Source organism: Nitritalea halalkaliphila LW7, assembly GCF_000265075.1.
GTDB lineage: Bacteria > Bacteroidota > Bacteroidia > Cytophagales > Cyclobacteriaceae > Nitritalea > Nitritalea halalkaliphila.
In genome coordinates this window covers 66,262-91,901 of the sequence record NZ_AJYA01000019.1, presented here as the reverse complement: position 1 = coordinate 91,901, position 25,640 = coordinate 66,262, and the positions used below count along the sequence as shown (strand labels likewise).

Genomic DNA, 25,640 nt, shown 5'->3' with positions numbered 1-25,640 from the left:
CAGCTGATACTCTCTAGCATTTACCATATTGATTTCCCTACAGGGAATATTGACCTGGAAGAAGCGCAGAAGCTTACGCAAACCGGCTTGTCAAGCAGGTGATCCACTCGGTTTAGGGAGTAACTACCAAGGCTATCGTATCGTGGGGACGAATTACGACTATCTGGACCTGTATGAGGCCGAAGTAGGGGAAGGGAAACGCTGGGAAAAACCTTTTGAAATCGTTTTGGGTGCTGCGGTAGCCGCAAAAACGGGCTTAAAGCTGGGCGATCAGATCATCGGCTCCCATGGTGTGGGTGGTGGCGGCCATGCTCATGATGAGCATCCCTATACCGTCGTGGGTATTTTACCCCTTCAGAAAAATGTCTTGGACCAACTTATCCTGACGAGCATAGAAAGTGTCTGGTACACCCATGATGAGGAAGAGGAGGGGGAAGAGCATGTGCACTCCAGTAAGTTCGATGCCCCGGTGGCGACTACGGGCTTTCCGGATCCCCAGGGTGAATTCCGCGAGGTTACCTCCTTATTAGTGCAGTATAGAAATCCGATGGCCGCCGTGCAGCTTCCGCGGATGATTAATTCTCGCACGAATATGCAGGCCGCCAGTCCGGCTTTCGAAGTAGCGCGACTGTTTGAACTTCTCGGCGTAGGTGTTAGTTTAGTGCAGGGAATCGCAGTCATTATCGTGATCATTGCAGGGCTTGGTATCTTTATCGCCCTATATAATTCCCTAAAAGAGCGCAAGTATGATTTAGCCATCATGCGAACGCTCGGGGCCACCGGAGGGCAACTCTTCCTACATATCTTACTGGAAGGGCTTATCCTCACCTTTCTGGGTGCGCTAGTGGGCCTCGGCCTCGGGCATGCCTTTTTAGCACTGGTGATAAACCAAGTGGACCAGGGAGCCGTTAATACGCTATCGGCCAGTGTGTTCTTATTCGAAGAGCTGTATATCTTGGCCTATGCCCTCGGAGTGGGGGTCTTGGCAGCCATCGTGCCCGCATTCGCGGCGTATCGCACCGATATCGCGGGCCAGCTGACACGCTCATAAAACCGTATACGTGAAACTACCAAAATTGAATATGAAGTACTTTAAGTTGTTCTTTATTACCTCCATGCTAGCACTATTCGCCCTGCAGGAGGTCGCCGCGCAGTCACCTACTGTCTGGCGCGATTTAAGTGCAGTCACCTACCGCATCACCGAAGATGAATTCGGGGAGCTCTATGTGCCTGTTTTCAGCGATAAAATCCGTAGCCTGGAGGGCAAAGTCGTGGAAGCAGATGGCTACATCATTCCTTTTGAAGGCTTATTTAAGCCCGAGCACATCATTCTGAGCTCACTGCCGCTGGCGGAGTGCTTTTTCTGCGGCTCTGGTGGCCCAGAAACGGTTATGGAAGCCGAGATGACGAAGGCGGTCAAGTACACCTCTAAAAAAGTGCGCATCCGCGGTACGCTCACCCTAAATGATAGTGACCCAGAGCGGCTCATGTACATCATGAAAAATGCACAACTGATCGATTAAGGGATCAGGGATAAAAATAGAGCCCGAATGTAGCGTTAACACGGCTATATTCGGGCTTTTTTATGGAGCAGTTTTTTTGGCCGGTAGGCCAAAGCGCCAGCAGGAGGACTCAGCAATCAATGAGTGGGAGCTTGGTCGGCTATCCACTGGGCTTCCATTTTTCGGAAGCGCTCCATGAGCATCTGGGTGACTGGTCCCACCCGTCCGGCATTAACTTTTTTATCGGCCAGGGTCGTCACCGGAAGGATGCGCTTCGTGGTAGAGGTCATGAAAACCTCATCCGCGCACAGGAGTTCATCTAGGCTTATCGGCCTTTCAGCGACATTTTCTGCCACCTGAATAACTTGCTTTCGTGTGATTCCGTACAGTATATCATGGTTGGGCGTGGAGATGGCCCCATCCTTTACTATGAATATGTTACTGCGCGAGCTTTCAGACACGAAGCCCTCGTGGTAGTACAGTACATCCTCTGCACCCGTAGCCTTCCAGTCTCCGCTTAAATACACCGGGAAGGCATAATTCGTCATTTTAATCGTCGCTACTGCCCGCACATGGGACACAGGAAGTAGCTTGACTCCCTGTATGTACTTAGAGGCATCCGGAAAAAACAGGTCTTCATTAAAAATAAAGAGCTGAGGACTGCCCAGGGGCAAAGTGATTTTCTGAGCGCCCCCCTGTGAGCACTAAGCGGATTCCTCCTTCGCGCAAGTCATTCTTGGCGATAAGGGTATAGATGATGTCACGGAGCTCGTCCTTCGTATAGGCGAGCGGCAGGCGGGTATGCTGTGCCGAAGCGATGAAGCGGTCCAGGTAGTCAGATAGAAAAAGAGGGCAGTATTCCTGGGTGCGTAAAAAATCGAAAATGCCATACCCGCGGATCACGGCGATGTCACTGGCATGTATGCGGGCCTCTTCTACCGGAGCGATTCGGTCTAGGGCAAAGCAGTAGGGCTTCATAAAATTTCGTTTAGAAAGTCAAATATCTTCAGAATTACCTATATTTACAATCGTATGTGGCAAGCTATTAAACAATTTACGTCGAAAACAGCCGATCTGATGGGCATGTCCGCTTCAGTGCTTTGCATGATTCACTGTCTGGCCGTTCCCGTGCTGATTTCAGCAGGATACTTTTTTAATCATGTCGGTGGAGATGAAGCGAACAGCGCACAAGCTGGGATCGCAGTTCATGCCCACCACGACCATGCACATCATGACCACGATCACGACCATGACCACGATCATGCACATCATGATCATGACCACGACCATGCACATCATGGACACAGCCACGCGCATCATGGGCATGCCCACGCGCATAGTCATGGCAGCATGCTTTGGCATGCACTCGATTATGTCTTTATTCTCATCGCGCTTTTCGCGGTGTACAGTGCCACGAAGAAGGCACACTCTAAAGGTATAAAAATAACGCTTTGGAGCGCTGTAATCGTGTTCTCAATCGGCGTACTCTTACATGACTGGAAACCTGAGATGATATTCGTGTCTCTGGCCGCGTCTTTCGTCCTCGTCATCGGGCATTACCTGAACTGGAAACAGCATGGGGCCTGTGAGGTAGATCACAGCCATTCCTGATCTTTTTACCTACCTTTCGGATTCAAATAATTTCACTTACTTCTTATGATGTATTTACGTGTTTTTATGGCATTCGGAGTGCTCCTGATGTCTGTCTGGGCTTGCCAGCCGCAAGCTTCCAGCGAAGAGAAAAAGATCGCTGAAAATGAAGCCCTCCGTGATGAGGTAATCGCCGTGCACGATGAGGTGATGCCTTACATGGATGAGCTGAAAGCGCTGAAGCGCAAAGTACTCGCCGATGCGGAATCGGGAGAGGGTCCCCTATCGGCCGAAGAGGCAGAAGACCTAGCCACTGAATTAGATGCCGCTTTCGATGGCATGTTCGCCTGGATGCGGCAGTTTAAAGTGAAAAATGATGAAATGAGCCCAGAGGAAGTAGAGGAATACCTAAACGATCAGATGGCAAAAGTACGTGTGGTACATGAGCAAATCACACGCGCTCTACAAAAAGGCCGCGAAGCTACGGGTTCTGATAAAGCGAATTCCTGAAGAATTACGCAGACCTCCGCTTCCGCTTTTAATGAGCGATGCCGATAGCTTTCTGAAATAAGTTCCTTGTAAGAAGCGGCTTGTTATTCCAAGATAACAAGCCGCTTTTTCATGTGTCTACATCATCTAATATAGAAAAGGTACACCTTATACACCCCACGCCACCGACACTGGTACACCTGGAATGGCGCAAAGAGGAAATGCGCCTCAATCTGTGAATTCTACGACATGTGCATGCACGAATGTAGTGCGGCGGATGTAGAGTGGTGTAATGGACTTTACATGGGACTCATTCGTGACATTCACGATGGCACGAGACTTGCCCACTAAGTCCGCATTATCCAGCATGTCCGTGTAGGCCATTTGAAGGAGTGCCTTATTCGAAATACCTCCAATCCCGAAAATGTAGGTGGCAGTGGAAGAACCTGTCACTTTTTTAACTACAGTAAAATTTTTCTCACTTAGCTCCACATTCGTGGTATTACTGTTGAGATTCGCTACGATAGCCGTATTCACGCCGCAGCTGCTTAGTCCCGCTATAAGGACGAAGGAAAAGAGAAAGGCAAGTTATTTTTTCATAGGGTTCATTTTTTTTGATTGTATAAAAAGTGATGTTAGTCCTTCAAGTATTCTACCACATCGTTTACGTGAATCAAGCCCTCCGAGTGGCCCCAAACGTTGTAAATATAGGTTGAGATCTGTGCGATTTCGAGCGGCGTAAGTTGTGGGTTTCCGGGCATGGCGCGGTTATAGGTGACGCCATTTACCACGATTTCACCCTTTAGGCCATAGCGAATCAGCCGAACCGTCCGCGGGATGTCTTCCAGCATGTAGTCCGAAGGGTTCAGAGGCGGAATTACCTTGCCCAGGCCTTTACCGTTTTTCTGGTGGCAGTTAGCACAGTGCATCTCGTACAGTGTTTTCCCCTGCACGGCATACTGCATCACCTTCGTGTCTGTGATAGAAGAAAGGCCGATTTCCTTATCGGCCTTATTGTCTTTGCGCGAGCAAGCGCCCAGCAGCAAAACCCCTATCAAGAGTGCGGCTAAGAACTTATGCATGATCTCCTTCTTTCTTCAGTAATTTCGGAATGTCTTTCAGCAGTCTGTCCACCTGGTCTTCACGGGTACCATCGTAGATTCCGCGGATATGACCGTTCTGATCGATCAGGACAAAGGCCCCCGAGTGCAGGTAACCTCCCGGTTCATCCTTGTCTTCCATGGCAGTGGTCAGGTAGGAGGTCTGACCGATTTCAAAGATTTTTTCTTGGTCTCCCGTCAGAAAATGCCAGGTGCGTGTGTCTTCTACGCCCAGGTCAGAAGCAAACTGCGCCAGTAGCTCTACAGTATCGTGCTCGGGGTCGATGCTGTGGCTGAGAATCTTGAAGTCTGGCTCATCGCCAAAGGCTTCATACACCCGTAGCATCTGTGTCTTCATGATCGGACAGATCGTTGGGCAAGAGGTAAAGAAGAAGTCTGCTACGTAGACTTTGCCATCCACGGTGAAGTTATCCACGCGCTCTCCCGCCTGATTCAGAAAGCTGAAGTCCGCGATTTTATGGTAGGCGGTGTCTGTCACTGTTTTGCCCTCCATTTCGAAGGTGTCGATGGTCTTTTGACCCAGAAAAGGGAGCTCGCCCTCCTCTTTTTTACTTTCCTTTTGGGCCTCGCCCCCACAGGCCACCAGGCCTAAGAAGAGGATTCCCAAGAAGAACGGATACATAATTTTCGCTTGTTTCTTCATATTAACTGACTTTTTTTTCACGAATACGGCGGTAAAGGGTGATGCCGAGCATAAGCATGGCGCCTAGGGCAAAGAGCCCGACGATGCCCCATACCATGCTGGCGAGTTTTTCAAGACGATGAGAAAAACGATCGCAAACAGGAACAGGGTAGCCACCTCATTCCATATTCTTAACTGATTTGATGTGAATTTAGTTGCACCCGTCTGGAGCTGCTTGTAGAGGATATGGCAGAGGTAATGATACACGTAGAGGAGCAGCACGAAAGCCAGTTTCGCATGCATAAAGCCCAGCTGCATGTAGCCCCAGCGGTAGCTCAGCGTCCAGAAGCCGAAAATTAGCGTCAGGATAGCGGAGGGCCAGGTGATGCCGAGCCAGAGGCGCTTAGCCATCAGCGCAAACTGCGGGCTGAGGATCGCGCTTTCGGCGGCAGGTTTCTCGTAGGCTTCCGTCTGATAAATGAAGAGGCGCACGATGTAAAAGAGGCCGGCGAACCAGGTGACGATGAAAATGATGTGTAATGCTTTGATATATTCGAAGGCCATATCATTTTTTCTGCTAAATTAGGGTTTAAATCTGAAAGTAACCCACATTTCGGCCACTATCCCATGAAGACCTTTTTGAAAATTGTGCTGTTTTTGGCGGCTTTGCTGCTGCTGTACAACTTATACCTGGCGCTCCATCAGGCTGGTCCTCAGGACTTAGTGACTCAGTTCGAGGAAATGGACCGCTACCGAAATGAAAATAATACCGGGCCGGTGCTGCGTATTTACACGGTAAAGATAGACCGAGAAGATTACATGGACATGCAGCGTTATGGCGATTTTATGCCGCACACGAAATATGGGAAAACCATCGTCTTTTTCTTTGATGAGCAGATGCCGGTGCAGGTGAAGGCGCGGCCAGACTATCCCCATATCGATCGGCAGTTGCAGCCTTTTTGCATCGCGAAATACGAGAAAGATGGCATGGGGCAGGTGCGGTTTCAGTTGAACCCTTTTGAAAAAATAGATCTTAATGCGCAAAAATAGATTGTCGGCCTCAGCCTACGTATCGGGAGTTTTAGCGGGAGATCGTGTGGTGCTTAGCCGCGCGATTACCTTAATCGAAAGCACTTTACAGAAGGATCGGCTGCTGGCCGAGCAAGTCATGCAGGAGATACTTCCGCACAGTGGTCGCTCGCTTCGGGTCGGCATTACGGGCGTTCCGGGCGTGGGGAAGTCTACTTTCATCGAGCGCTTTGGCATGCAGCTTATCGAGCAGGGTTATAAGGTCGCTGTTCTGGCGGTGGATCCGAGCAGTCAGCAGACGGGAGGCAGTATTTTAGGCGATAAAACGCGCATGGAGCGCTTGAGTCAGGATAAGCGCGCCTACATTCGCCCGAGTCCTTCGGGCAGCACGCTGGGAGGGGTGAGTGCCCGCACCCGAGAGGCCATGCTGCTCTGCGAAGCGGCAGGTTTCGACGTCATTTTAATCGAAACGGTGGGCGTCGGCCAGTCTGAAATCGCTGTAAAAGGCATGGTGGATTTTTTCTTACTGCTCATGTTAGCGGGGGCAGGGGATGAGCTGCAGGGCATCAAGAAGGGCATCATCGAAATCTGTGATGCGCTAATTATTAATAAGGCAGACGGCGAAAATGCGGCTTTGGCCAAGCGTGCCCGAAGGACCTATGCGAATGCGCTGCACCTTTTTCCGCCAAAGGAAAATGGCTGGATACCCGAGGTGAGCACCTGCTCTGGGCTCTCTGGCGATGGCTTAGAGGCGATCTGGGAGATGGTGCTGCGGTTCGAGCGGCATACCCGTGCGAATGGGACCTTTGAGCGGCAGCGTGCGCTGCAAAGAAAAACATGGATGCGTGAACATATTTCCTACCTGCTGTTGCAGGCTTTTTACGATAATCCGCTCATTCGGGGACAGCTGGCTGACGTGGAGAGCGATGTGGCTGCCGGTACTGTGTCTGCCATCGCCACTGCTAGGGCCTTAGTGGAGCGCTTTCGGGAGGCTAAAAATGAGCCCGAAAAGCCAGCGTAACATTCCGGCCCGGTGCCACTATCCCAGAGCTATAGGGGCGATACTGCAGGTCGAGCAGGTTTTCTACGCCCGCGCTGAGCTGATAGCGTTCTGCCATGTTCCAAAGCAATTTTAGGTTCCACGTGCTCCAGCCTGGAGAGAAGAGCTGTTCATTTTCATCCCGTACATAGAGCGCTGGCTTTTGCCGTTCTTCCTCTGCCAGGCGCTCGAAAGGCACCTCCGCGCTATACTGCACGTAGAGGATGCCTGTGAAGGCCTTGTTTTGGTAGCGCAGTTGGCTTTGGCCGAAGGCCGGTGCAGCATGCCGAGACGCGCTCACAGTCCCATCTTCCAGCTCTTCCTGCCCCCGCTGAAAGTTATAGCGGGTGTTTAGGGTCAGGCCTTTGGCCAAAAGGGCCTCGAAACCTAGGTGGAAGCCCCAGACGCGGCCAAAAGCGGCGTTCTGCAGTGCCAAAACGCGGCTAGGTACATCGTTAAAGCGGATACTGTCCTGGCCGGCGATCTGGAAGGGGCGGCGAACGATGGCGGCATCCAGATAGGTGTAGTAAGAGGTGAAGTCGAGCTTAAGCCAGTCTCCGACGACCTTAGAGGCGTGCAGCTCAGCATTGTAGGCGTACTCCGCGTCCAAGCTTGGGTTAGGCACCAGCACTTCTCCGCCCACGAAATCAAAAATCTTTCCGATGTCGTCGAGGTTCGGCGCTCGAAAGCCTGTGCTCAGTGTGCCACTCAGGGTCCAGCTGTCGTCGGGCATCCAGATGAGGCCTGCACTGCCAGTGGTGGCTTGGTTATGGAGGTTACTTTGTTCGAAGTCAAAGGGGAAGAAGGCCAGCTGCCGGCGGAAATCTGCGGCTATGCCAAAGCCCCCGTGGCGGAGTCCCGCCTGCAGCACCCAGCGCTCCTGCAGCGTCCAGCGGTAATTTAGGTAGGCGGCATAGCTGGTCCAAGTCCCCTGGGGATAGCGATCGGGGACGGCGATGGGGCTGCCGTCGCGTATATCAATTGCACTTCCTGTGGAGCTGACAGCGTTGCGGATGTATTCTACGCCGTAAAACAACTGCTGCCGCCCCCAGCTTTTTTCTGCGTCCACCTGCGCAGAGAGGGCTGTTACCTCTTCCAAGTTCGTGCGTAGGCGGAAGCGCTGCCCTCCTGAAAAATTCCTGTTGATGCGAGACTCTTCGAAGTACTGATGCGCGAGACGGATAGCCAGCTGATCGTAAAAAGCGTTTTGGCCCTGATGCAGGGCGCTCAGCAGCTGCATACGCCAGATCTGCGGGCCATAGCGCCAGTCTGCGGAGCGTGGGCTGCCATCTGCCTGGGTTTCGATCAGGCGGTCATAGCGCGGAAAATCTCCTGTTTCGGATAGGTGGAAGGCGTACTCCAGGTCCCAGTCGGCATGGGGCTGGTAGCGTAATTTCTGCATGAAGTTAAACTGCTCATAGCCAGTAGGGTGCTGTACGAGAGGGTCTGGGTTTTCTACCAGACGGTCTTCCCCATCGATGCGCTGCACGAAAAAAGGGCGTAAGTATTCGGGCCGCCCGCTTCTTCTGCCCATTCGCAGGTCTCCGAAGCGGTTATGTGTGAAGCTGCTGAGTGCGGCCCACTTCTTTCCTGAGAGCTGCCACCTGCGCGTGACTACGGATGTGCCCATTAGCGGAAGCTAGACCCAGCTCTGCGGCACCACTCACCTGTAGTGTGTCGGAAGGGCTGAAGCTGGGGCGCAGGGTCTGAAAGCTCATCACACCGCCGATGGCGTCGCTGCCATAAAGTACAGCCCCTGGGCCGAAAAAGACTTCCGTGCTTTGAATGGAAAGCGGATCTAAAGAGATGACATTATGCAAGTTGCCAGATCGGAAGATGGCGCTGTTCATGCGGATGCCATCCACGGTATACAGCAGGCGGTTAGCCGAAAATCCCCGAATCATGGGACTGCCGCCGCCCTGTTGGCTTTTTTGGATAAAGACCTCACCGCTACTGCCCAGGAGGTCTGCGGTGGTCTGCGGCTGTAGCAGCGCGCGGTCCTCAGGCTGATTTGCGTGATCTTCGTCGGTATGGCGCGGGCACGGGTACGCCAGCGTGTCGCGGACACCACATAAGTTTCGAAGGCTTGGACGATGGGCTCCAGGTAGAGGACATAATCTGCTGCCACTAATTCGGAGAAGCTAACGCTCTTTTCGCGGTAGCCCATGTGGCGCACGTCGATCTGCACAGCGCCGCGGAAATCTCGAAGCGATACCTGTCCCCTTTCGTCACATTGCGCGATGGCCTGTGGATCTGTGGAGCGCAGGGTGGCAAAAGGCACGGGCTGCTGGCTACCTGCTTCTAAAATCCGTAAGGTCTGAGCACAGGTCTGCCGCGCTGGAAAGCCCAAGAGGGCGGCCAGGAGGAGCATGCCAAGGAAAGAAAGCGAAAACTTCATATGCCAGCGGGTAAGCTATAAAACGAAATTAGCCGAAATATTACTTTCGGCTAATGCTATTTTAACGGCAGCATGTTTCAGGGATAAACGGTGGATTCGGTCACCGCTCCGCTGCTGGTAAGGCTAATACGCGCGGATTTTGAACTTTTTTTTCAGTTCGGCTACGATGTTTTTCGTGTTGTTATCCGAATCCAGCAGGTCATTAATCGCTGTTACGGCATGAATCACGGTACTATGATCGCGTCCACCGAAATGATAGCCGATCGATTTAAGGGAGTGGTTTGTGAACTCTTTCGAAAAATACATGGCGATCTGACGGGCCAGCACGATTTCTTTTTTACGGGTTTTGGCCTTCAGGTCCTCCACTTTCAAGTCGAAGTACGCGGCTACCGTTTTCTGAATCATGTCGATGCCTACTTCCGTCTCGATATCCTTCACGATGTTTTTCATGATGCTTTTGGCCAGGGCCAAATCGATCTCCATCCGGTTTAAGGAAGCGTGCGCGATAAGGGAAATCATGACGCCTTCCAGTTCACGCACATTCGTGTCGACCGTATGGGCGAGGTATTCGACCACATCATCTGGAATAAAGATGCCTTCGGCCTCCATTTTCCGACGAATGATGGCGACACGCGTTTCGAAATCCGGCATCTGCAGGTCCGTGGTGAGCCCCCATTTAAAGCGGGAAAGTAAGCGTTCCTCTAGCCCCTTTAAATCCTTTGGCGGACAGTCGGAGGTCATGATGATTTGCTTCTTACTTTGGTGGAGATGGTTGAAGATATGGAAAAACATCTCCTGCGTCTTGTCCTTCCCTGCGAGGAACTGGATATCGTCGATGATGAGGACATCTACCTGCATGTAGAAGTTGGTGAAGCTTTTTAAATTCCCTTCCTTGATGGAGTCCATGAACTGGTTCACGAACTTTTCCGAGGAAACGTAGAGGACAAATTTATCGGTAGGGCCGTTTTTAATTTCATTGCCGATGGCCTGCACCAGGTGGTCTTGCCCAGGCCCACGCCACCATATACCATCAGCGGATTAAAGGAGGTGATGCCCGGTTTACTGGCCACCGCGTAGCCTGCCGAGCGTGCCAGGCGGTTACAGTCACCTTCGATATAGGAGTTAAAGGTGTAGTTCGGGTTCAGGTTGGACTGCAGCAGCTGATCCTGCTGGAGGCTTTGCATGTCGAAAGGGCTTTTCCCTGCCTCTTTCACGCCTCCGTTCATCGCATGTTTCTGGGCTCCTGCTTGATTGCCTTGTGGATAGCTGACGGTGTATGCTTGGTTTTGGGCATTGCCCTTATCCACGACCACCGCATACTCGAGTCGACCCTGCGGGCCTAAGGTCGTCTTAATCGCCAATTTTAGCACTTCCACATAGTTGTCCTCCAGCCATTCGTAAAAAAACTGGCTGGGCACCCGGATTGTGAGGCTACTGCCTTCCAGGCGCACAGGTTCGATCGGCTTAAACCAGGTCGAAAAACTCTGAGCGTTAATGTGCTGCTCGATAATTTTCAAGCAGGCATTCCATACTGCATTCGCCTCTGAACTCATTTACTTAGGTATAAAAAAAGGAACGTACACGTGGTACTCCTTGCATTTTATGTGAAGAAAGGATTTCAAAATTGGGTAAAAATGTTGGAAATAAAAAATCTAAACTGCCTTGACTTTCTCATTAATATCCACATAGCCATAGTCTTTCGCCAGCATTTTTCCTGCCGCATTTTTACTGTAATAGAGGTGTCCAGCACGTAAGGCTGCCATGCCGGCTTGCGTTACCAAGCAGCTGCCGCCATCTGGACGCACCACAGGCACTGGTCGCTCCAAGAAGGTATGTGTATGTCCTCCAATGATCAGGTCGATTCCCGGTACGCGGGCGGCCAACTTCAGGTCATCTATTTTTTCGCTTTGATAGCGGTGCCCCAGATGGGACAGACAGATGACCAGGTCACAGGACTGTCCACGTAGCTCACGGACGATCTCGCGAGAGACGGCCACTGGATCCAGATATCGAGTCTGCCCGTAGTTTTTTTCGCCTACCAAGCCAGCCAGCTCGATGCCCACACCGAAAATCCCCACTTTAAGGCCTCCTCGTTTCACCACTTTGTAAGGCTTGAAGGCATCTTTTAATAGGGTGCGCGAGAAGTCGTAATTTGCGCACAGAATATCGAATTCTGCATGCTCGAGCTGCTCGTAGAGCCTTCGAGGCCATTGTCAAACTCATGATTGCCCAGCGTGCTGGCGTCATAGCCCATGCGGCTCATCAGTTTGAGCTCCAGCTCACCCCTGTACACATTAAAATAAGGGGTTCCCTGAAAGAAATCTCCTGCATCCAGGAGCAGCAGCGCCTCCTCCGATTTGCGATAGCTGTCCACTAAAGCCGCCAAGCGTGTCATGCCGCCCTTTCCTGCATTTCTACCTCCATCCATCGGAAAGGGATCGATGCGGGAGTGCATGTCGTTTGTGTGCAGCAGGTGCAAGCCTAAGGAAGGAACTGCTGGCGAAGCCGCTGCCTCTAATGCGCCGATTCCGGCGAGCCCGAGGCCTGTGCCCGTAAGGAGGGACTGTCTGAGAAATGCTCTTCTGTTCATGGTTTAACGATGTACTTGACGGTTTTCGATAGCTGCGGTGATGGCTTCTCCCTGCGCCGTGCGGGCTTCTATGCGCTCGATGAGCAGCTCGCGGAGGGTGAGGCTCGTTTCCTCTACACGCTTCAGCGGCACGAGAAACTCCATATAGTCGCCCCCATTCGCGATGTAATCATTCGCTGCGATGCGGTACATGCGTCCTGCTTCGAGGGCCTTTCCGCCCACGGTAATTTCTCGAACGCGGCCTCCCTCACTGCGAATTTCCATGCCCGAAACGGAGATGTTTTGGCGCTCCGCCGCGAAGGCCGCCAGCGCTTCCACCGCCGCTTTATTTCCTTCTAAAATCACCAAATAGTTGTCGAAAGGAGAGAGCTCGAAAATATGGCCTAAGGTGATGGGCCCTGCGGGCAAATTACTCCGCATGCCCCCATTATTCATTAGGGAGATGTCTACGGGAAGGCCCATTTTCTCGGCTGTATAGGAGGCCTGTAGATCGGTGACCAGATTGCCTAGGGCATTTTCACCTCTTCCGCGGACGATTTCTTCCGGGCTTTCCCCTAAGACGCGCCCCATCTCACGCTCCATTTGGAGGCGATAGGGCAGCACAAAAGCCTCTGTATCGGCTAAAATGGCCATGTTTTCTGAGAGCTCGATGAACTCGAAGTCAGGGCTTTTTACTAGCGGGCTGGCACAGGATAAAAGGAAGAGGAGCGCCAGGAAAGGCAGTCGGGTATACAAGAATTTAGCAGATTGAGCCATTTATTTCGCGGGCTAGAGTCGGTTTTAACTGGATTTCGCTGTATTTTTGAAAGACTTAGTCGAATACTGCGCCCCAAATATACAGCATGCGGGGCGTTTTGTTCGGGAAAAAAAGCAAAAATAACCCACCATGAAACATAACTTGTTTGAAGCCTTTCCTCCGCTGCAAAAGGCGGACTGGATCGCGCAGATCAACAAAGACCTTCGGGGAAAGCCATTTCAGGAGACGCTGGTGAGCCAGACGCGTGAAGGCTTAGAGATCGCCCCGGCTTACACGGCAGAAGATATCGAAAATGCGCACTGGGCAAAGGCCTTTCGCTACCGCAGCCAGCAGGATCTGACGGCTCTCGGTTATAGCCCTCGTCACTGGACCACGGTGGCCCAGCAGCGCGTGCAGCCCGGTGAAGAGGTGGCTGCGAATAAACGTTTACTGGATCAGCTCCAGCAGGGGGTGGATGGTTTGCACTTGAAGCTCGGTGCTGAGGTAGATTTCTCGGCCCTTTTTGCCGGTATCGGCTTGCCGTATATTTCTGTGTATTTGGCTCCGGAAGGGGATCCAGTGGCGCTATTGCGCGGTTTTCTCGCCTATGCGCAGCAGGCTGAGGGGAGTGCAGAGCAGCTGCAGGGCGGGCTGCTGTATGACCCTGTGGCGGCGGCGCTGCGGGTGCAGCAAAACCGTTCGGATGCCTTTCAGACTTTTTTGGCCCTGGCCGAGCTAAGTGCTCCTTATCCTCATTTTTATGGTGCCTGTGTGGACTTTCAGGCCTATCATGCCAGCGGGGCAGACGCTGTCCAGGAGACCCTTTATGCACTGGCAGGCTTCCAAGATCTTTTACTTCAAGCGGAGGAAGGAGGCCATGCCTTGGAGCCTCTGGCCAGGCAGGTGTTTTTGCGCGGCAGCGCGGGGGCCCATTACTTTCCTGAAATCGCGAAAGTGCGTGCGCAGCGGATCCTATTCCAAAGCCTCCTCGCCTTAGCTGATGTGACGGTGGCCAGTGAGGAGGTGCAGCAGTATGTGTCGACGAGCCCGTGGACGAAAACGCGGCGTGATGTGTACACGAATATGCTGCGGAACACCACCGAGGCGATGGCGGCCCTCTTAGGTGGGGCGAATGCGCTGGAGGTTTTGCCTCATACCGTCGCGAAGGCGGAGGCCAGCAATTTTGATTTGCGCATGGCGCGCAATATTTCCTCCATTTTACGGGATGAGAGCTACCTGGATAAGGTGGTGGACCCCTTGGCGGGGGCATATCTGATCGAAAATGTTATCGAGCAGCTTTGTGGGGAGGTGAAAAAGCAGTGGGAGGCGCTCGAGCAAAACGGCGGCTGGTGGGCGGCTTATGCTGCGGGCACCATGCAGGATGCGGTGCGGCGAGCTCGCGTTTCGGTGCATGAGGCGGTGGCTTCCGGGAAGCAGGTGATGGTCGGTGTGAATCGCTACACCCAAGAGGAGGAATTCGAGCCGGAAATGCCGGTGGAAGAGGCGGAGTGGCAGCTTTTGCCCGCCAGGGCCAGCAGTTTAGTAGAACGTAAAGCAGAATAAAGATGAAATCGATACACCATTTACAGCCCATTCAGGCGGAGGGGCCTACATTTTCCGCCCAGCCGGAGTGGGTGACGGCCGAGCAGATCGCTGTTCCGGCCCGATTAGAGGAGGCTCCCCTGCTGAAACTTCCTCATTTACAGTTTAGTGCGGCGGGGATTGCGCCCTACTTGCGGGGCCCTTATAGCACCATGTATGTGATGCGCCCTGGACGATTCGGCAGTATGCGGGTTTTTCCACGGCGGAGGCTTCGAATGCATTTTATAGGAGAAATTTGGCCGCGGGCCAAAAGGGCCTTTCGGTGGCTTTCGACCTGGCGACCCATCGAGGGTATGACTCGGATCATCCGCGCGTGACGGGGGATGTGGGCAAAGCGGGCGTGGCGATCGACTCGATATTGGATATGAAAATTCTTTTCGATCAGATTCCGCTCGATCAGATGTCGGTGTCCATGACCATGAACGGGGCAGTGATTCCGGTGATGGCGTTTTATATCGTGGCGGCAGAGGAGCAGGGGGTCAAGCAGGAGCTGCTGAGTGGCACGATCCAAAATGATATTTTGAAGGAGTTTATGGTGCGGAACACGTATATCTATCCGCCACAGCCATCGATGCGGATAATCGCGGATATTTTTTCGTACACGGCGAAGCATATGCCGAAGTTTAATAGTATTTCTATTTCGGGCTATCACATGCAGGAGGCGGGTGCTACGGCGGACATCGAGCTGGCGTATACGTTAGCGGATGGGCTGGAGTACCTGCGTACGGGTATCGCGGCGGGGCTGGATGTGGATGAGTTCGCTCCCCGTCTGAGCTTTTTCTGGGCGATCGGGATGAATCATTTTATGGAGATCGCGAAGATGCGGGCGGGTCGCCTGCTGTGGGCGAAGATCGTCAAGCAGTTTAACCCGAAGAGTGAGAAGTCGCTGGCGCTGCGGACGCACTGCCAGACTTCTGGCTGGTCGCTGACGGAGCAGGATGCTTTTAATAATGTGACGCGCACGGCGGTGGAGGCCATGGCGGCAGCGCTGGGGCATACGCAGTCGCTGCATACGAATTCTTTCGATGAGGCGATCGCACTGCCGACGGATTTTTCTGCGCGTATCGCGCGGAACACGCAGCTGTACCTGCAGGAGGAGACGGGAATCTGTCAGTCGGTGGATCCCTGGGGTGGGGCACACTATGTGGAGTACTTGACCGCCTCGCTCGTGGAGCGTGCTTGGACCCTGATCGAGGAGGTAGAAGCTTTAGGCGGAATGGCGAAGGCCATCGAGGCGGGCATTCCGAAGATGCGCATCGAGAAGCTGCGGCGCGTAAGCAGGCCCGTATCGATAGTGGCAAGGATGTGATCGTAGGGGTGAACCGCTATTTAGCTGATGAAGAGGCGGCTTTCGATATTATGGAAGTGGATAATGATGCGGTGCGGACTTCTCAGCTGGCGCGCTTAGCACAGTTAAAGGCTGAGCGGATGGTGAAGCGGTAGCGGCGGCATTAGCTGCGATCACGGAAAGCTGCCGGAGTGGGGAAGGCAATTTATTGGCATTGGCCGTGGATGCTGCGCGGAAACGTGCTACCTTAGGGGAAATTTCCGATGCTATGGAGCAGGTTTTCGGGCGTCATCAGGCGACGGTAAAGTCTATTTCCGGCGTGTACAGTGGTGAGGCGAAGGCCGATAAAGGGTTTCAGGAGGCGCAGGCGCTGGCGGATAAGTTCGCCGAGTCAGAGGGCCGCCGTCCGCGTATTATGGTGGCCAAGATGGGGCAGGATGGGCATGACCGTGGGGCGAAAGTGATCGTTACGGGCTTTGCTGATCTGGGTTTCGATGTGGATATCGGGCCATTATTCCAGACACCAGAAGAGGTGGCGGCGCAGGCTGCGGAGAACGATGTGCATGTGGTGGGAGCGTCTTCTTTGGCCGCAGGCCATAAAACCTTAATCCCCCAGCTGATACAGGCGCTGAAGGATATCGGCCGCGAGGATATTATGGTGATCGCAGGTGGGGTGATTCCACCGAAGGATTATGATTTTCTCTATCAGGCAGGGGTGGCCGCAGTGTTCGGCCCGGGGACGGTGCTGTCGAAGGCGGCGGTGCGGATCCTCGAACAGCTTATGCAGGAGGAGGAAGTAGACGAATAAAAGAAGGATGAAAGGCATCACATTAATATACGATCCCGCGTACCGGGAACAAGTAGATGAGCAGGTGGTGCCGGCATTTGGGCCACATTTAAAAATCAAGTACCGCTATGAGGAGGCGCTGAAGCTGGAGCTGACGGAGCGGGATTTCATCGTGTGTTTTCTGTCGGATGAGCAGCTGAAGGTTTTTTTGCCGCAGGTGTCTGAAAATCACTGGAAGATCGGGTTTTTACCCCATCCCAAGATGGATCAGGCGCGGCAGGGATTCGGTGTGGAGGCAGACTTAGAGCGCGCTATCGAGCATCTGCTGGCTTCGGAGGAGGTTTTCTCCGTGGATATGTTGCTAGCGAACGAGGTGCCCGTGTTTAATACGCTGGCGCTGGGTAATACGCTGAGTGTGATGTACAGTGCCATGGATGGCAATCGCTGGCAGCGTTTCGCGCAGCGGATGCGGAATCTGGGGCGTGTGCTGAAGCAGGCGAGTCTGCATGCGATCGCTTTAGACTGGGAAAACGATAAAGACCAGATGCGTGAGAAGCCGATCGAGACGGCAGCTCTGGGTATGGTGGTGGTTCAGCATGGTGCGAGCAACTTGCTCTCCAGGCGGATCTTAGAAAATTCGGCCATTAATGATGGCATGATGCATAGTTTGGTGCTGTCGCCCAAAAGCTTCGCGGAGCTTTTGGGCTTCACTTTTTCGGGGCTGCTGAGTGCGCGAAATTCCAAGCGGATACCGAATTATGTGGCCCATATCAAAACGAATCGACTCATCATTCACAGTGCAGAGGGGGTGGAGTTTTCGCTAGACGATCGTCTGATGACGGCGAAGGAAGTGGAGCTGGTGGTGAAGCGAAAGGCCTTAGACATCGTGCCGGGCCGCCTACTGCGAGTAGAAAAGCGGGATCGGGGCAAGAAGGTATTTAAGACACAGGCGCTGCCTACGGGTGAGCTGCGTAAGGAACTGATCAGTCGCAAGCTACCGCTGACGCGGCATGCGACGACGGAGGAGTTTAAGGGGCTGTTTACCACGCTTCGTGATAATGCACAGCTGACACCCTCTTACTTGGTGCTGATGGCGCTGTCCACGATTATCGCCACCTTTGGGTTATTCGGGGATTCTTCGCCGGTGATTATCGGAGCCATGATTTTAGCGCCGCTGATGTCGCCCATCATCTCTTTAGGGATGGGGGTGCTGCGGCAGGACACGTCCATGATACAAAACAGCATGCGTACGATTGGTTTTGGGATGCTGGTCGGATATGCTTTCGCGGTGGTGATCACTTGGTTTACACCTTTAAACACCCTGAATGCCGAGATTTCTGCGCGCATACGGCCTAATTTATTGGATTTAGGTGTAGCGGCTGCCTCAGGGATAGCGGGTGCCTATGCGCATGCGAAGGAAGAGGTGGCCAAAACGCTGGCGGGCGTGGCGATCGCGGTGGCTTTGGTGCCGCCTTTGGCTGTTTCGGGCATCGGCCTGGGCTGGGGGGATCCGAATGTTTTCGGTGGCGCGCTTCTGCTACTGGCTACGAACTTAGCCGGGATGGTTTTAGCGGCTGCGGTAACCTTTTTGATTTTGGGCTTTAGCCCTTTCGGCCTGGCCAAAAAGGGAATTTTACTATCGCTCTTTTTAGTGCTGGTCATCAGTACACCACTGGCTTTCGGTTTTTCCAAGATGGTGAAAGAAAATAAGTTGGTGCAGGAGCTTTCAGGTCGGGAGATTACTAAGGGGGTGATTCGGGATGTACGTGTGCGCAATTTACGCCCCTTGTCTATTTCCTTTACCTTAGTGACGGAGAAGCCGCTGCGTGATGAGGAGCTGCCGGGTATTCGAGAGGAGGTGATCGAGGTGATCGGCGAGGAGGCGGAGTTAGAGTTGCGCATCGGCATTCTACTGGACAAGGCCATCGAAGAGACGCTGGAAGAGGAGGATTCGGAAGGAGAGCGGGTGGATGCGGTACGCGCGCTGCTGAGATGAAAGGCTTAAGTTTAGTTAGCGTTTTAATGCTATCAGAAGCCGTCAGATCCTCAGCAGGGGGGAGACTGTCTGAGGCGGTTTATTTAGGTATTTAGAATGTTTTTCCGTTGAGAGTCAGTATTTTGTTCAAAAAAATAATTTTTTTATTTAAGTATTTGGATAATTAATAAGTTTTTTTTTCTTTTGAGTTGAACTAGAAAAGGCGCCTAAATTTAAGTTCAACTATGCCAAAGTTTGGTTCTGGTAAAATAAAACAACTAAAAGTTAAATAATTATGAGTAAGATTAGATTCTTTATACTAAGCTTCGGTCTTAGCTTTCTGGTAGTATCTGCAAATGCGCTTTGTATCAATTGTGGGTGTTCTTCTAATTACAAATCCTGTATAGCTAAAGTTAAATTAGCCGATCCATCTACAGGATTAATTGATAACGGAGATGGATCTTTTACGTATGCAGGTACACCAGGAGAGTGCAAACAAAGACGCTCGGATTGTCATAATTCCGGTGGTTTTCTTACAATCAGATTGTAAGCAAAATTTGATGTGGTTTTTTAGTTTAAGCCATCCTTTTTTTGGATGGCTTCTTTAAAATTCAGAAAGCATGATACGAAACATTGTATTTTTAGTCCTTGTTTTTATTATTTCTGCGTGTTCTAAAAATAAGCCTTCATCAGAAGGTAAAGCTAAAAGTCTGACCTATGTAAGCATTGATCTTTTAGAATCCTTGGGTATTTATACCATAGATGCGCCTGTCAGAGAATTTGAAGGAGACTATTTTATTTTGGATCGAAGCCAGCAAAAGGTAGCCCGGGTGGATGACTCGTTTGCTGCAGTTAAGTGTTTTTTTGACCTTCAGGAGTCTATTACCGATGATAATGAAGTATTTGGATTTGACATCCTTGGAGATAGATTGTTTTTGCGATCGCTGTCAGGTTTTACTGTATTCAATTTGCGTACGAATGCCCTTTTAGGCTTCCACAGAAATCCTTTCCCATTAACCCAGCAATTGATAGCAGGGGCACAGTCTTATTATACCACTAGATTTTCTAGGGCAGGTCTTGAGGTGGTTTCATTCAAGTGGGATGATGATCAGGGATTTCATTCCGTATCTACAATTGCAGAGATTCCTAATTCAAGAAATGTCATTGAAATCGATCAATCGGGTTGGCTGTTTGCAATGGATGCATACCTGGTCTATTTAGACGAGTGGTCGGGGGAATATTATGTTATGGATAGCTCAAAAAAGAAAATTATAACAAAAGGACGGCTACCCTTTAGCGGTCCAATAGAAGAAAATTATGAAGTCGATGAGGATGGCTTTTCCTTCGGGACCTATAAAAATGCCTATAGTGTATCGGTGAGTAGTCCCAACACGTTTTGGGCATTAAGAGAAGTAGATTGGGAAATAAGTGAGTCCGCAGATATAGATTTAGAAAAAGAATCAGATAGAAAAAGGATTAGAAGGAGAGTTCATCATTTCAATGCTAATATGGAGTTGATTGACTCATACGTGTTAGCGGAAATTGGTAATTGTATTTTCTATCATGACGGTAAGTTGTTTGTCAACCACACGGGTAGCGAAAAGGTGTATGTATATGCGTTGGATTAGCGTTTTATTTAGTATGATGCTGGGCTTTCAAGTGAATAGCCTGTTTGCGCAAAAGTTGGTATTTGATGCATTCAGGCAAGATACCTTGTACCGGTCTTTGATAGATAGACCCGATATCTCCTTAGTCTATTCCCAGCAGGGCATCATTTTCAGTGATTGGCTGATACAAAGTGACGAAACGAAAGTTTTTGCTGTGTACAGATATAATAGTCAGGCTTTTACAAGCCATACTCCTTTATTGCTTTTTGATAGCAATAACATAAGATTAGATTCTATTTCGATTCGTAACTGGCCTCACGATGGCCTTCCTCAAACATTTCCTATACTCAGTATGGCTGAGGGAAAAATAGCTTACCAGCCTTTAAGTATCTACGCTGATTCTGAAAGGTTTCCAGGGATAAACAAGCCAACGAAAGGATTTGTAAAAATTGATCCGCGTAATTTTAAATTAGACGACTTCGAATTTTCTCCGATTGAAGCAAGACTCAACCGGGATTTTATTCAATTCAATGAAAAAAAGGAGGAATTTTCTATCCCGTCTTTACGAGTGAAATCTGCTGCATTAACTAGTTTATTGCGGTTTAAGGATGCTATTACCCTAATGATAGACAAAGAAAATAGGAGATTTTACGTCTATAATCCTAACAGTACGCAAAACTTGATTCAAGGCGTCTTGCCATTGTCTACTGAAGATAAAATCGTTAATGTTGAGCTACTGGATGAAAACACATTCCTATTGATTTATCGAAGCAGACAGGATGGGTTCTACCATGTAACTTCGTTTGATATGAGCGAATTAAAAATCTACCCTATATATTCTTCCAAGTACTTTATACCGAGGGCCAAGGCGATTCATAGGGATGTATATGTTGAATTATCAGGTAAGTTCGCGGAATCACTCTATCCTGAATCTATTATTTTGAAACTGAAGGATGGCTTGCCTTAGCACACGCGATCACTATCTGTAAACAGGATAAAAAATAGCGAGGCATCATCGCCTCGCCACTGTATTTTTTAAAGACAGCCAAAAATAAGCTGGTTTTGTCGCATGACAATAAGGTACACCCTTAATTGTCCTCTCCACGAAGTTTGATGACAGCACCCTCCAGGTCTGGACTGATGCGTACCTGACAGGCTAACCGGCTAGTAGGGAAATACTCGGGTAGGTTTTCAAGCTGGTCGAGCTCTACGTCCGTAGCTTCACCTAAATCATCAGCCCCTCCCTCGAGGATTTCCACATGGCAGGTGGCACAGAGAGCCATGCCGCCACAGGTGGCCAATACAGGATATTCTGAGGCCTTTAAAATTTCCATCAGGCTTAGCCCCATGTCATCAGGTGCCTCCACCTCTTGTCTATTGCCCTCGTGATCTTCTATTGTAAACGTTACCATAGCGCGCTGGATTAAAAGGCGTTAACCCCGTTGACGGTGGTGTATTTAAAGCTCAATTTCTGGTCTGGATAGACATATTTGAAGGCGCTATGCATCATGATGGCCGCTTCGTGGAACCCACACAATATAAGCTTCAACTTACCTTCGTAGGTATTGATATCACCGATCGCATAGATTCTTTCCACACCCGTGGAGTAATCCTTCGTATCTACCTCGATGGCATTTTTATCGATGCTTAATCCCCAGTCGGCGATAGGGCCTAATTTTGGGCTTAGCCCAAAGAGAGGGATTAAGTAATCCGCTTCCAAGGTAAAGGCATTTTTCTTTTTATCTACCACAGAGACGCGCTCCAAATGGCCTTCACCCTCTAAAGCCTGCAAGTTAGCCGAGAGGATCAAGTCGATTTTCCCTTGGTTGGCGAGATCAAATACCTTTGAAGCCGAGTCTGGTGCTCCGCGGAAGGTTTCATTTCGATGGATGAGTGTTACACGTTCTGCTACATCGGCGAGGAAAATGGTCCAGTCGAGAGCAGAATCGCCACCTCCAGCGATGATTACCTTTTTGTCTCTGAATTTTTCAGGGTCTTTTACCATGTAGGCGACACCCTTGCCCTCGAATTCCTCCAGGCGATCAAGCGCTGGCTTTCTCGGCTCGAAGCAGCCTAAGCCACCTGCGATGACGATTACCTGACAGTGCACCTGCGTCTTATCACTCGTCGTGACGATGAAAGAGCCGTCTTGCTGCTTAGCCAAGTGGTCCACACGCTCCCCTAAGGTAAAGGTGGGGCTAAATGGCTTAATTTGCTCCATCAGATTATCCACCAGCTCTTGAGCTTTCACCTCAGGGTATCCCGGGATATCGTAAATCGGCTTTTGAGGATAAATTTCTGAAAGCTGTCCGCCTACCTGCGGAAGGGCATCGATCAGGTGACAGCGCATTTTAAGGAGACCTGCTTCGAATACGGCGAATAGTCTACTGGACCGGCTCCGATGATACAAATATCAGTGGTAATCATATCGCTTTTTATTATGTATCGATAACCAAAAAGGAGATCGAAATGTTTGTTTACAAATAGTTCGTGCAACAAATAGTTTTACACGTTTTCCTGATTTAAATTGTCATAAATCGTCGTCAGGATTCTTTTGAATTCATCGAAGTCTTGTTCGGTCAAGTTTTTCCAAGCCTGTTGGCGAATTTCTGCGATTTTCGGGCGCAGGTGGCGCACTTTTTCTTCCCCCTCTGTCGTCAGCATGAGCTGGAAGCTTCTGCGGTCACTGGGGTGCTGCTGGCGCAAAAGGAGCTGCTTTTTTTCCAGTATGTCCAAGATCCGCGTTAAGGTGGGGTGATCTTTACTCACCCGCTGTGCTAACTCGGTCTGGCTGAGTTGCTCACCGTCAGCGAGTTGGCGTAAGACAAGCCACTGATCTACAGTAATGTCAAATGCCTCCAGTTTAAATTTCTGCTGGGCATACTGCTTGACTCTCCTGGCGGTACGGTCCAGAAGAAAGGAATATTGACTGAATTGCTCTTTGGCCATGACTTCTTATGGCGCAAATATAGGGGATATATTTTACAAACAATGAATAACCTACAAAACAGATAGGGTTTAAATAGTAATCAATTATTTACTTTCAGTTTCTTCTGTAGATAAGGTTGCCATCGGTATCCCACTCGGCACGGATGAAGGGGCGGAAGGTTTTATCAAAAGGGTTTTCCTGGTACTGTATCTCTCTCTTTTTGATGACTTTCTCGTTATCGGTATTCCAGAATTCAGTCCACAGGCCCACGGGCTCACCGTAGCGATATTCTCCGATGACGGCGACTTTTCCATTTTCATAAAAGTGGAAGAAGTTTCCTTCCTTCAGGTCGTATTCGATGGGCGTGAGCTTCTCTATCTTGCGGCTTTCACGGTCGTAATAGCTTACGCGAGAATCCCGTGGCCAGCCCTCGCTGTAGTGCCACTTGCCGATGAGTATGCTGTTTTCATCGTACTTCATCCAAATCTTATGTTTGGCTCCGAAGTAGAAATGGCCTTCTTCTAAGAGTAGCTCATCGGCGCGTTTTTCGTAAGGGCCATGCAGGAGGTAGCCTCGCTGCGGGTCAAAATTACCTACCCGCACCACTTTATCTCGTTTATCGAACCAGTAGATATCGCGGATGTAGGTGTCTTGCGGCTTCTTATTGGTCGTATAATGAAAGAATTCGTAGCGATTAGCGCCGCGGTATTTTTGGCGCGTCATGCCTTTCGATGTTTTTTCTCCGAAGTAAACGTTTTTTCGTTTTTTCTTTTTCTGTGCCTTCTTTTTCTCTTTTGTAGCCTGATCGTCGAAGAGCAGGAGCGGAAGTGTGGTCGGCACCAGTTTGTCCACCACGACGCAGAGGAGTCTGGGTCGATGAGTGGCTCTTCGGATTTTTCTGATTTCTTAGAAGTACTGCCCTCCTTTTGCGCCAGCGCCACATGCTGCCAGGCAAGTAGAAAAAGGGCTACAAGTGATGGATAAAGGGCTTTCATACGGTATAAACGAATGTGCTGCGGGTATATTTTATGCTAAATTACGCATTCTCCCCTAATTTTTAAGAATTGTTTAGAATTAACGCATTCTCTACGTATTTTTGGCAAGAAAAATTTAAAAATAACCACTACATGAGTTCTATACTATCGGATCGTATCAATCAAATGGAGGAGTCGGCCACTTTAGCGATGGCGAAAAAAGCACGCGAGTTAAAGGGGCAGGGCAAGGCGATCATCAGTTTAAGTTTAGGGGAGCCAGACTTTAAAACGCCTCAGCATGTGCAGGATGCAGCGAAAGAGGCCATCGATACAGGAAACTATTTTGCATACCCTCCAGTGGCGGGGTACCAGGACTTGCGCGAAGCGATAGCCGAAAAGCTCCGTAGCCAGAACGGCATCGAGCAGGCGAAGCCGAAAATATCGTGGTGTCTACGGGCGCTAAGCACAGCATCGCGAATGTCTTTATGTGCATGCTAAACGTGGGGGATGAGGTCGTCATTTTCTCGCCTTACTGGGTGAGTTATGCAGAAATTATCAAGCTAGCCGGCGGGGTGCCTGTCCTTATCGAGGGGACTTTAGAAAACAATTTTAAGGCGACGGCGGAGCAGCTGGAGGAGGCGATGACGGACAGGACTAAGGCAGTTATTTATTCCTCTCCTTGTAATCCGACAGGCTCTGTGTTCTCTGCGGAGGAGCTCCAGGCCATCGCAGATGTCGTGCTAAAGCGTGAGGATGTGTTTGTGATCGCAGATGAGATTTATGAGTTGATTAACTTCACGGGCGCTCATGCGAGTATAGGGGCTTTCCCAGGCATGTTCGAGCGTACCATCACCGTGAATGGCTTTTCGAAAGGCTATGCGATGACGGGCTGGCGTGTAGGCTACATTTGTGCTCCGCTGACGATCGCGAAAGCGTGTGAAAAAATGCAGGGGCAGTTTACCTCTGGGGGGACGGGTATCGCACAGCGAGCGGCTTTAGCGGCTATCGCAGGGGATCAGGGGCCTTCTCAGGAAATGGAAGCAGCCTACCTGAAGCGTAGAGATCTTGTTTTAGGCTTGCTTCGCGACATCCCAGGGATTAAAACGCATGTACCTGAGGGGGCTTTTTACTTTTTCCCTGATGTGTCGGCCTTTTTCGGAAAGCAGGTAGAGGGTCGCGTCATCGCGGATGCGGATGCCCTGTGCTTGTATATTTTAGAAGAGGCGAATGTGTCGCTTGTGACGGGTGCCGCTTTTGGTGCGCCTAACTGTGTTCGCCTTTCCTATGCTGCCTCTGAGGAGGAGCTGATAGAAGCCCTAAAGCGCATGAAAGCAGTTTTAGCCAAACTGGCTTGATAAAGAA

General features: G+C 50.7%; 21 protein-coding genes and 7 pseudogenes. 12 read left to right on the top strand and 16 right to left on the bottom strand.

Features of this window, described 5'->3' with window-relative positions:
- Positions 1 to 49 precede the first annotated feature (49 nt).
- Complete coding sequence (locus tag A3SI_RS07720; RefSeq protein ID WP_009054903.1) at positions 50 to 1,051, top strand: ABC transporter permease; 1,002 nt, start codon at positions 50 to 52, stop codon at positions 1,049 to 1,051.
- 64 nt (positions 1,052 to 1,115) lie between these two features.
- Positions 1,116 to 1,523 (top strand): hypothetical protein, encoded by a 408-nt coding sequence (locus A3SI_RS07715; protein ID WP_156810219.1) that lies wholly within the window; start codon positions 1,116 to 1,118, stop codon positions 1,521 to 1,523.
- 116 nt (positions 1,524 to 1,639) lie between these two features.
- Here the strand turns inward: A3SI_RS07715 and A3SI_RS07710 are convergent.
- A pseudogene (locus A3SI_RS07710) lies at positions 1,640 to 2,480 on the bottom strand (aminotransferase class IV).
- A 54-nt stretch (positions 2,481 to 2,534) separates the two neighbouring features.
- Here A3SI_RS07710 and A3SI_RS19305 point away from each other — a divergent pair.
- Together A3SI_RS19305 and A3SI_RS07700 are read left to right on the top strand one after the other, a co-directional pair.
- Positions 2,535 to 3,113, top strand: coding sequence for a MerC domain-containing protein (locus tag A3SI_RS19305; protein ID WP_040670396.1), 579 nt, complete (start codon positions 2,535 to 2,537; stop codon positions 3,111 to 3,113).
- Between the two features lie 66 nt (positions 3,114 to 3,179).
- Positions 3,180 to 3,602 (top strand): hypothetical protein, encoded by a 423-nt coding sequence (locus A3SI_RS07700; protein ID WP_156810216.1) that lies wholly within the window; start codon positions 3,180 to 3,182, stop codon positions 3,600 to 3,602.
- A gap of 207 nt (positions 3,603 to 3,809) precedes the next feature.
- Here the strand turns inward: A3SI_RS07700 and A3SI_RS07695 are convergent.
- The 4 genes and pseudogenes from A3SI_RS07695 to A3SI_RS07680 all read right to left on the bottom strand — a co-directional run.
- Positions 3,810 to 4,151 (bottom strand): annotated as a pseudogene (locus tag A3SI_RS07695) (DUF6567 family protein); the annotation flags it as partial.
- Positions 4,152 to 4,216: 65 nt separating this feature from the next.
- Positions 4,217 to 4,663 (bottom strand): c-type cytochrome, encoded by a 447-nt coding sequence (locus A3SI_RS07690; RefSeq protein ID WP_009054889.1) that lies wholly within the window; start codon positions 4,661 to 4,663, stop codon positions 4,217 to 4,219.
- Entirely contained in the window at positions 4,656 to 5,345 is a 690-nt protein-coding gene (locus tag A3SI_RS07685) for an SCO family protein (protein ID WP_009054887.1), read from the bottom strand. The genes A3SI_RS07690 and A3SI_RS07685 overlap by 8 nt, the downstream gene beginning before the upstream one ends.
- Before the next feature lies 1 nt (position 5,346).
- Positions 5,347 to 5,888 (bottom strand): annotated as a pseudogene (locus A3SI_RS07680) (CopD family protein).
- Positions 5,889 to 5,951: 63 nt separating this feature from the next.
- On the opposite strand from A3SI_RS07680, the gene A3SI_RS07675 reads away from it, so the two are divergent.
- A complete protein-coding gene (locus A3SI_RS07675; protein WP_009054883.1) occupies positions 5,952 to 6,374 on the top strand; it encodes a hypothetical protein in 423 nt (140 codons plus the stop codon).
- Positions 6,361 to 7,374: a methylmalonyl Co-A mutase-associated GTPase MeaB gene (gene meaB / locus A3SI_RS07670; protein ID WP_009054882.1), complete on the top strand. Its 1,014-nt coding sequence runs from the start codon at positions 6,361 to 6,363 to the stop codon at positions 7,372 to 7,374. Before A3SI_RS07675 ends, meaB begins: the two co-directional genes overlap by 14 nt.
- Here the strand turns inward: meaB and A3SI_RS18160 are convergent.
- The 7 genes and pseudogenes from A3SI_RS18160 to A3SI_RS07650 all read right to left on the bottom strand — a co-directional run bounded on the left by A3SI_RS18160 (position 7,346) and on the right by A3SI_RS07650 (position 13,136).
- Positions 7,346 to 9,022 (bottom strand): TonB-dependent receptor, encoded by a 1,677-nt coding sequence (locus A3SI_RS18160; protein WP_238531656.1) that lies wholly within the window; start codon positions 9,020 to 9,022, stop codon positions 7,346 to 7,348. The two genes, meaB and A3SI_RS18160, sit on opposite strands and share 29 nt — an antisense overlap.
- Positions 8,946 to 9,329: a TonB-dependent receptor plug domain-containing protein gene (locus tag A3SI_RS20490; protein ID WP_238531658.1), complete on the bottom strand. Its 384-nt coding sequence runs from the start codon at positions 9,327 to 9,329 to the stop codon at positions 8,946 to 8,948. Before A3SI_RS20490 ends, A3SI_RS18160 begins: the two co-directional genes overlap by 77 nt.
- On the bottom strand, positions 9,293 to 9,790 hold the full coding sequence (locus A3SI_RS20485; RefSeq protein ID WP_050977428.1) for a peptidase associated/transthyretin-like domain-containing protein: 498 nt from the start codon (positions 9,788 to 9,790) through the stop codon (positions 9,293 to 9,295). The genes A3SI_RS20490 and A3SI_RS20485 overlap by 37 nt, the downstream gene beginning before the upstream one ends.
- A gap of 123 nt (positions 9,791 to 9,913) precedes the next feature.
- Positions 9,914 to 11,343 (bottom strand): annotated as a pseudogene (dnaA, locus tag A3SI_RS07660) (chromosomal replication initiator protein DnaA).
- A 99-nt stretch (positions 11,344 to 11,442) separates the two neighbouring features.
- Positions 11,443 to 11,889, bottom strand: coding sequence for a metallophosphoesterase (locus A3SI_RS20480; protein ID WP_238531655.1), 447 nt, complete (start codon positions 11,887 to 11,889; stop codon positions 11,443 to 11,445).
- A gap of 26 nt (positions 11,890 to 11,915) precedes the next feature.
- Positions 11,916 to 12,380 carry a metallophosphoesterase gene (locus tag A3SI_RS20475; RefSeq protein ID WP_009054879.1) on the bottom strand — a complete coding sequence of 155 codons (465 nt, stop codon included), beginning with the start codon at positions 12,378 to 12,380 and terminating at the stop codon, positions 11,916 to 11,918.
- Positions 12,381 to 12,383: 3 nt separating this feature from the next.
- Positions 12,384 to 13,136: a 5'-nucleotidase C-terminal domain-containing protein gene (locus A3SI_RS07650; RefSeq protein ID WP_009054877.1), complete on the bottom strand. Its 753-nt coding sequence runs from the start codon at positions 13,134 to 13,136 to the stop codon at positions 12,384 to 12,386.
- 130 nt (positions 13,137 to 13,266) lie between these two features.
- Here A3SI_RS07650 and A3SI_RS07645 point away from each other — a divergent pair, with 130 nt between their 5' ends.
- From A3SI_RS07645 to A3SI_RS07625, 5 genes and pseudogenes are all read left to right on the top strand, one after another.
- Positions 13,267 to 14,679 (top strand): methylmalonyl-CoA mutase family protein, encoded by a 1,413-nt coding sequence (locus tag A3SI_RS07645; RefSeq protein ID WP_009054875.1) that lies wholly within the window; start codon positions 13,267 to 13,269, stop codon positions 14,677 to 14,679.
- Between the two features lie 2 nt (positions 14,680 to 14,681).
- Positions 14,682 to 16,814, top strand: a pseudogene (gene scpA / locus A3SI_RS07640) (methylmalonyl-CoA mutase).
- Between the two features lie 7 nt (positions 16,815 to 16,821).
- Entirely contained in the window at positions 16,822 to 18,789 is a 1,968-nt protein-coding gene (locus A3SI_RS07635; protein WP_009054866.1) for a DUF389 domain-containing protein, read from the top strand.
- 599 nt (positions 18,790 to 19,388) lie between these two features.
- Positions 19,389 to 20,396 (top strand): hypothetical protein, encoded by a 1,008-nt coding sequence (locus tag A3SI_RS07630; RefSeq protein ID WP_009054865.1) that lies wholly within the window; start codon positions 19,389 to 19,391, stop codon positions 20,394 to 20,396.
- A complete protein-coding gene (locus A3SI_RS07625; RefSeq protein WP_009054864.1) occupies positions 20,383 to 21,342 on the top strand; it encodes a hypothetical protein in 960 nt (319 codons plus the stop codon). Before A3SI_RS07630 ends, A3SI_RS07625 begins: the two co-directional genes overlap by 14 nt.
- A 121-nt stretch (positions 21,343 to 21,463) precedes the next feature.
- Here the strand turns inward: A3SI_RS07625 and A3SI_RS07620 are convergent, their stop codons facing one another.
- The 4 genes and pseudogenes from A3SI_RS07620 to A3SI_RS07605 form a co-directional block, all read right to left on the bottom strand.
- A complete protein-coding gene (locus A3SI_RS07620; protein ID WP_009054863.1) occupies positions 21,464 to 21,787 on the bottom strand; it encodes a 2Fe-2S iron-sulfur cluster-binding protein in 324 nt (107 codons plus the stop codon).
- An 11-nt stretch (positions 21,788 to 21,798) separates the two neighbouring features.
- Positions 21,799 to 22,802 (bottom strand): annotated as a pseudogene (locus A3SI_RS07615) (NAD(P)/FAD-dependent oxidoreductase).
- Between the two features lie 78 nt (positions 22,803 to 22,880).
- Positions 22,881 to 23,324, bottom strand: coding sequence for a MarR family winged helix-turn-helix transcriptional regulator (locus tag A3SI_RS07610; protein WP_009054861.1), 444 nt, complete (start codon positions 23,322 to 23,324; stop codon positions 22,881 to 22,883).
- Positions 23,325 to 23,418: 94 nt separating this feature from the next.
- Complete coding sequence (locus A3SI_RS07605; protein WP_009054860.1) at positions 23,419 to 24,159, bottom strand: toxin-antitoxin system YwqK family antitoxin; 741 nt, start codon at positions 24,157 to 24,159, stop codon at positions 23,419 to 23,421.
- 272 nt (positions 24,160 to 24,431) lie between these two features.
- Between A3SI_RS07605 and A3SI_RS07600 the strand changes: the two are divergent.
- Positions 24,432 to 25,633: pseudogene (locus A3SI_RS07600) on the top strand (pyridoxal phosphate-dependent aminotransferase).
- Positions 25,634 to 25,640: the final 7 nt, after the last annotated feature.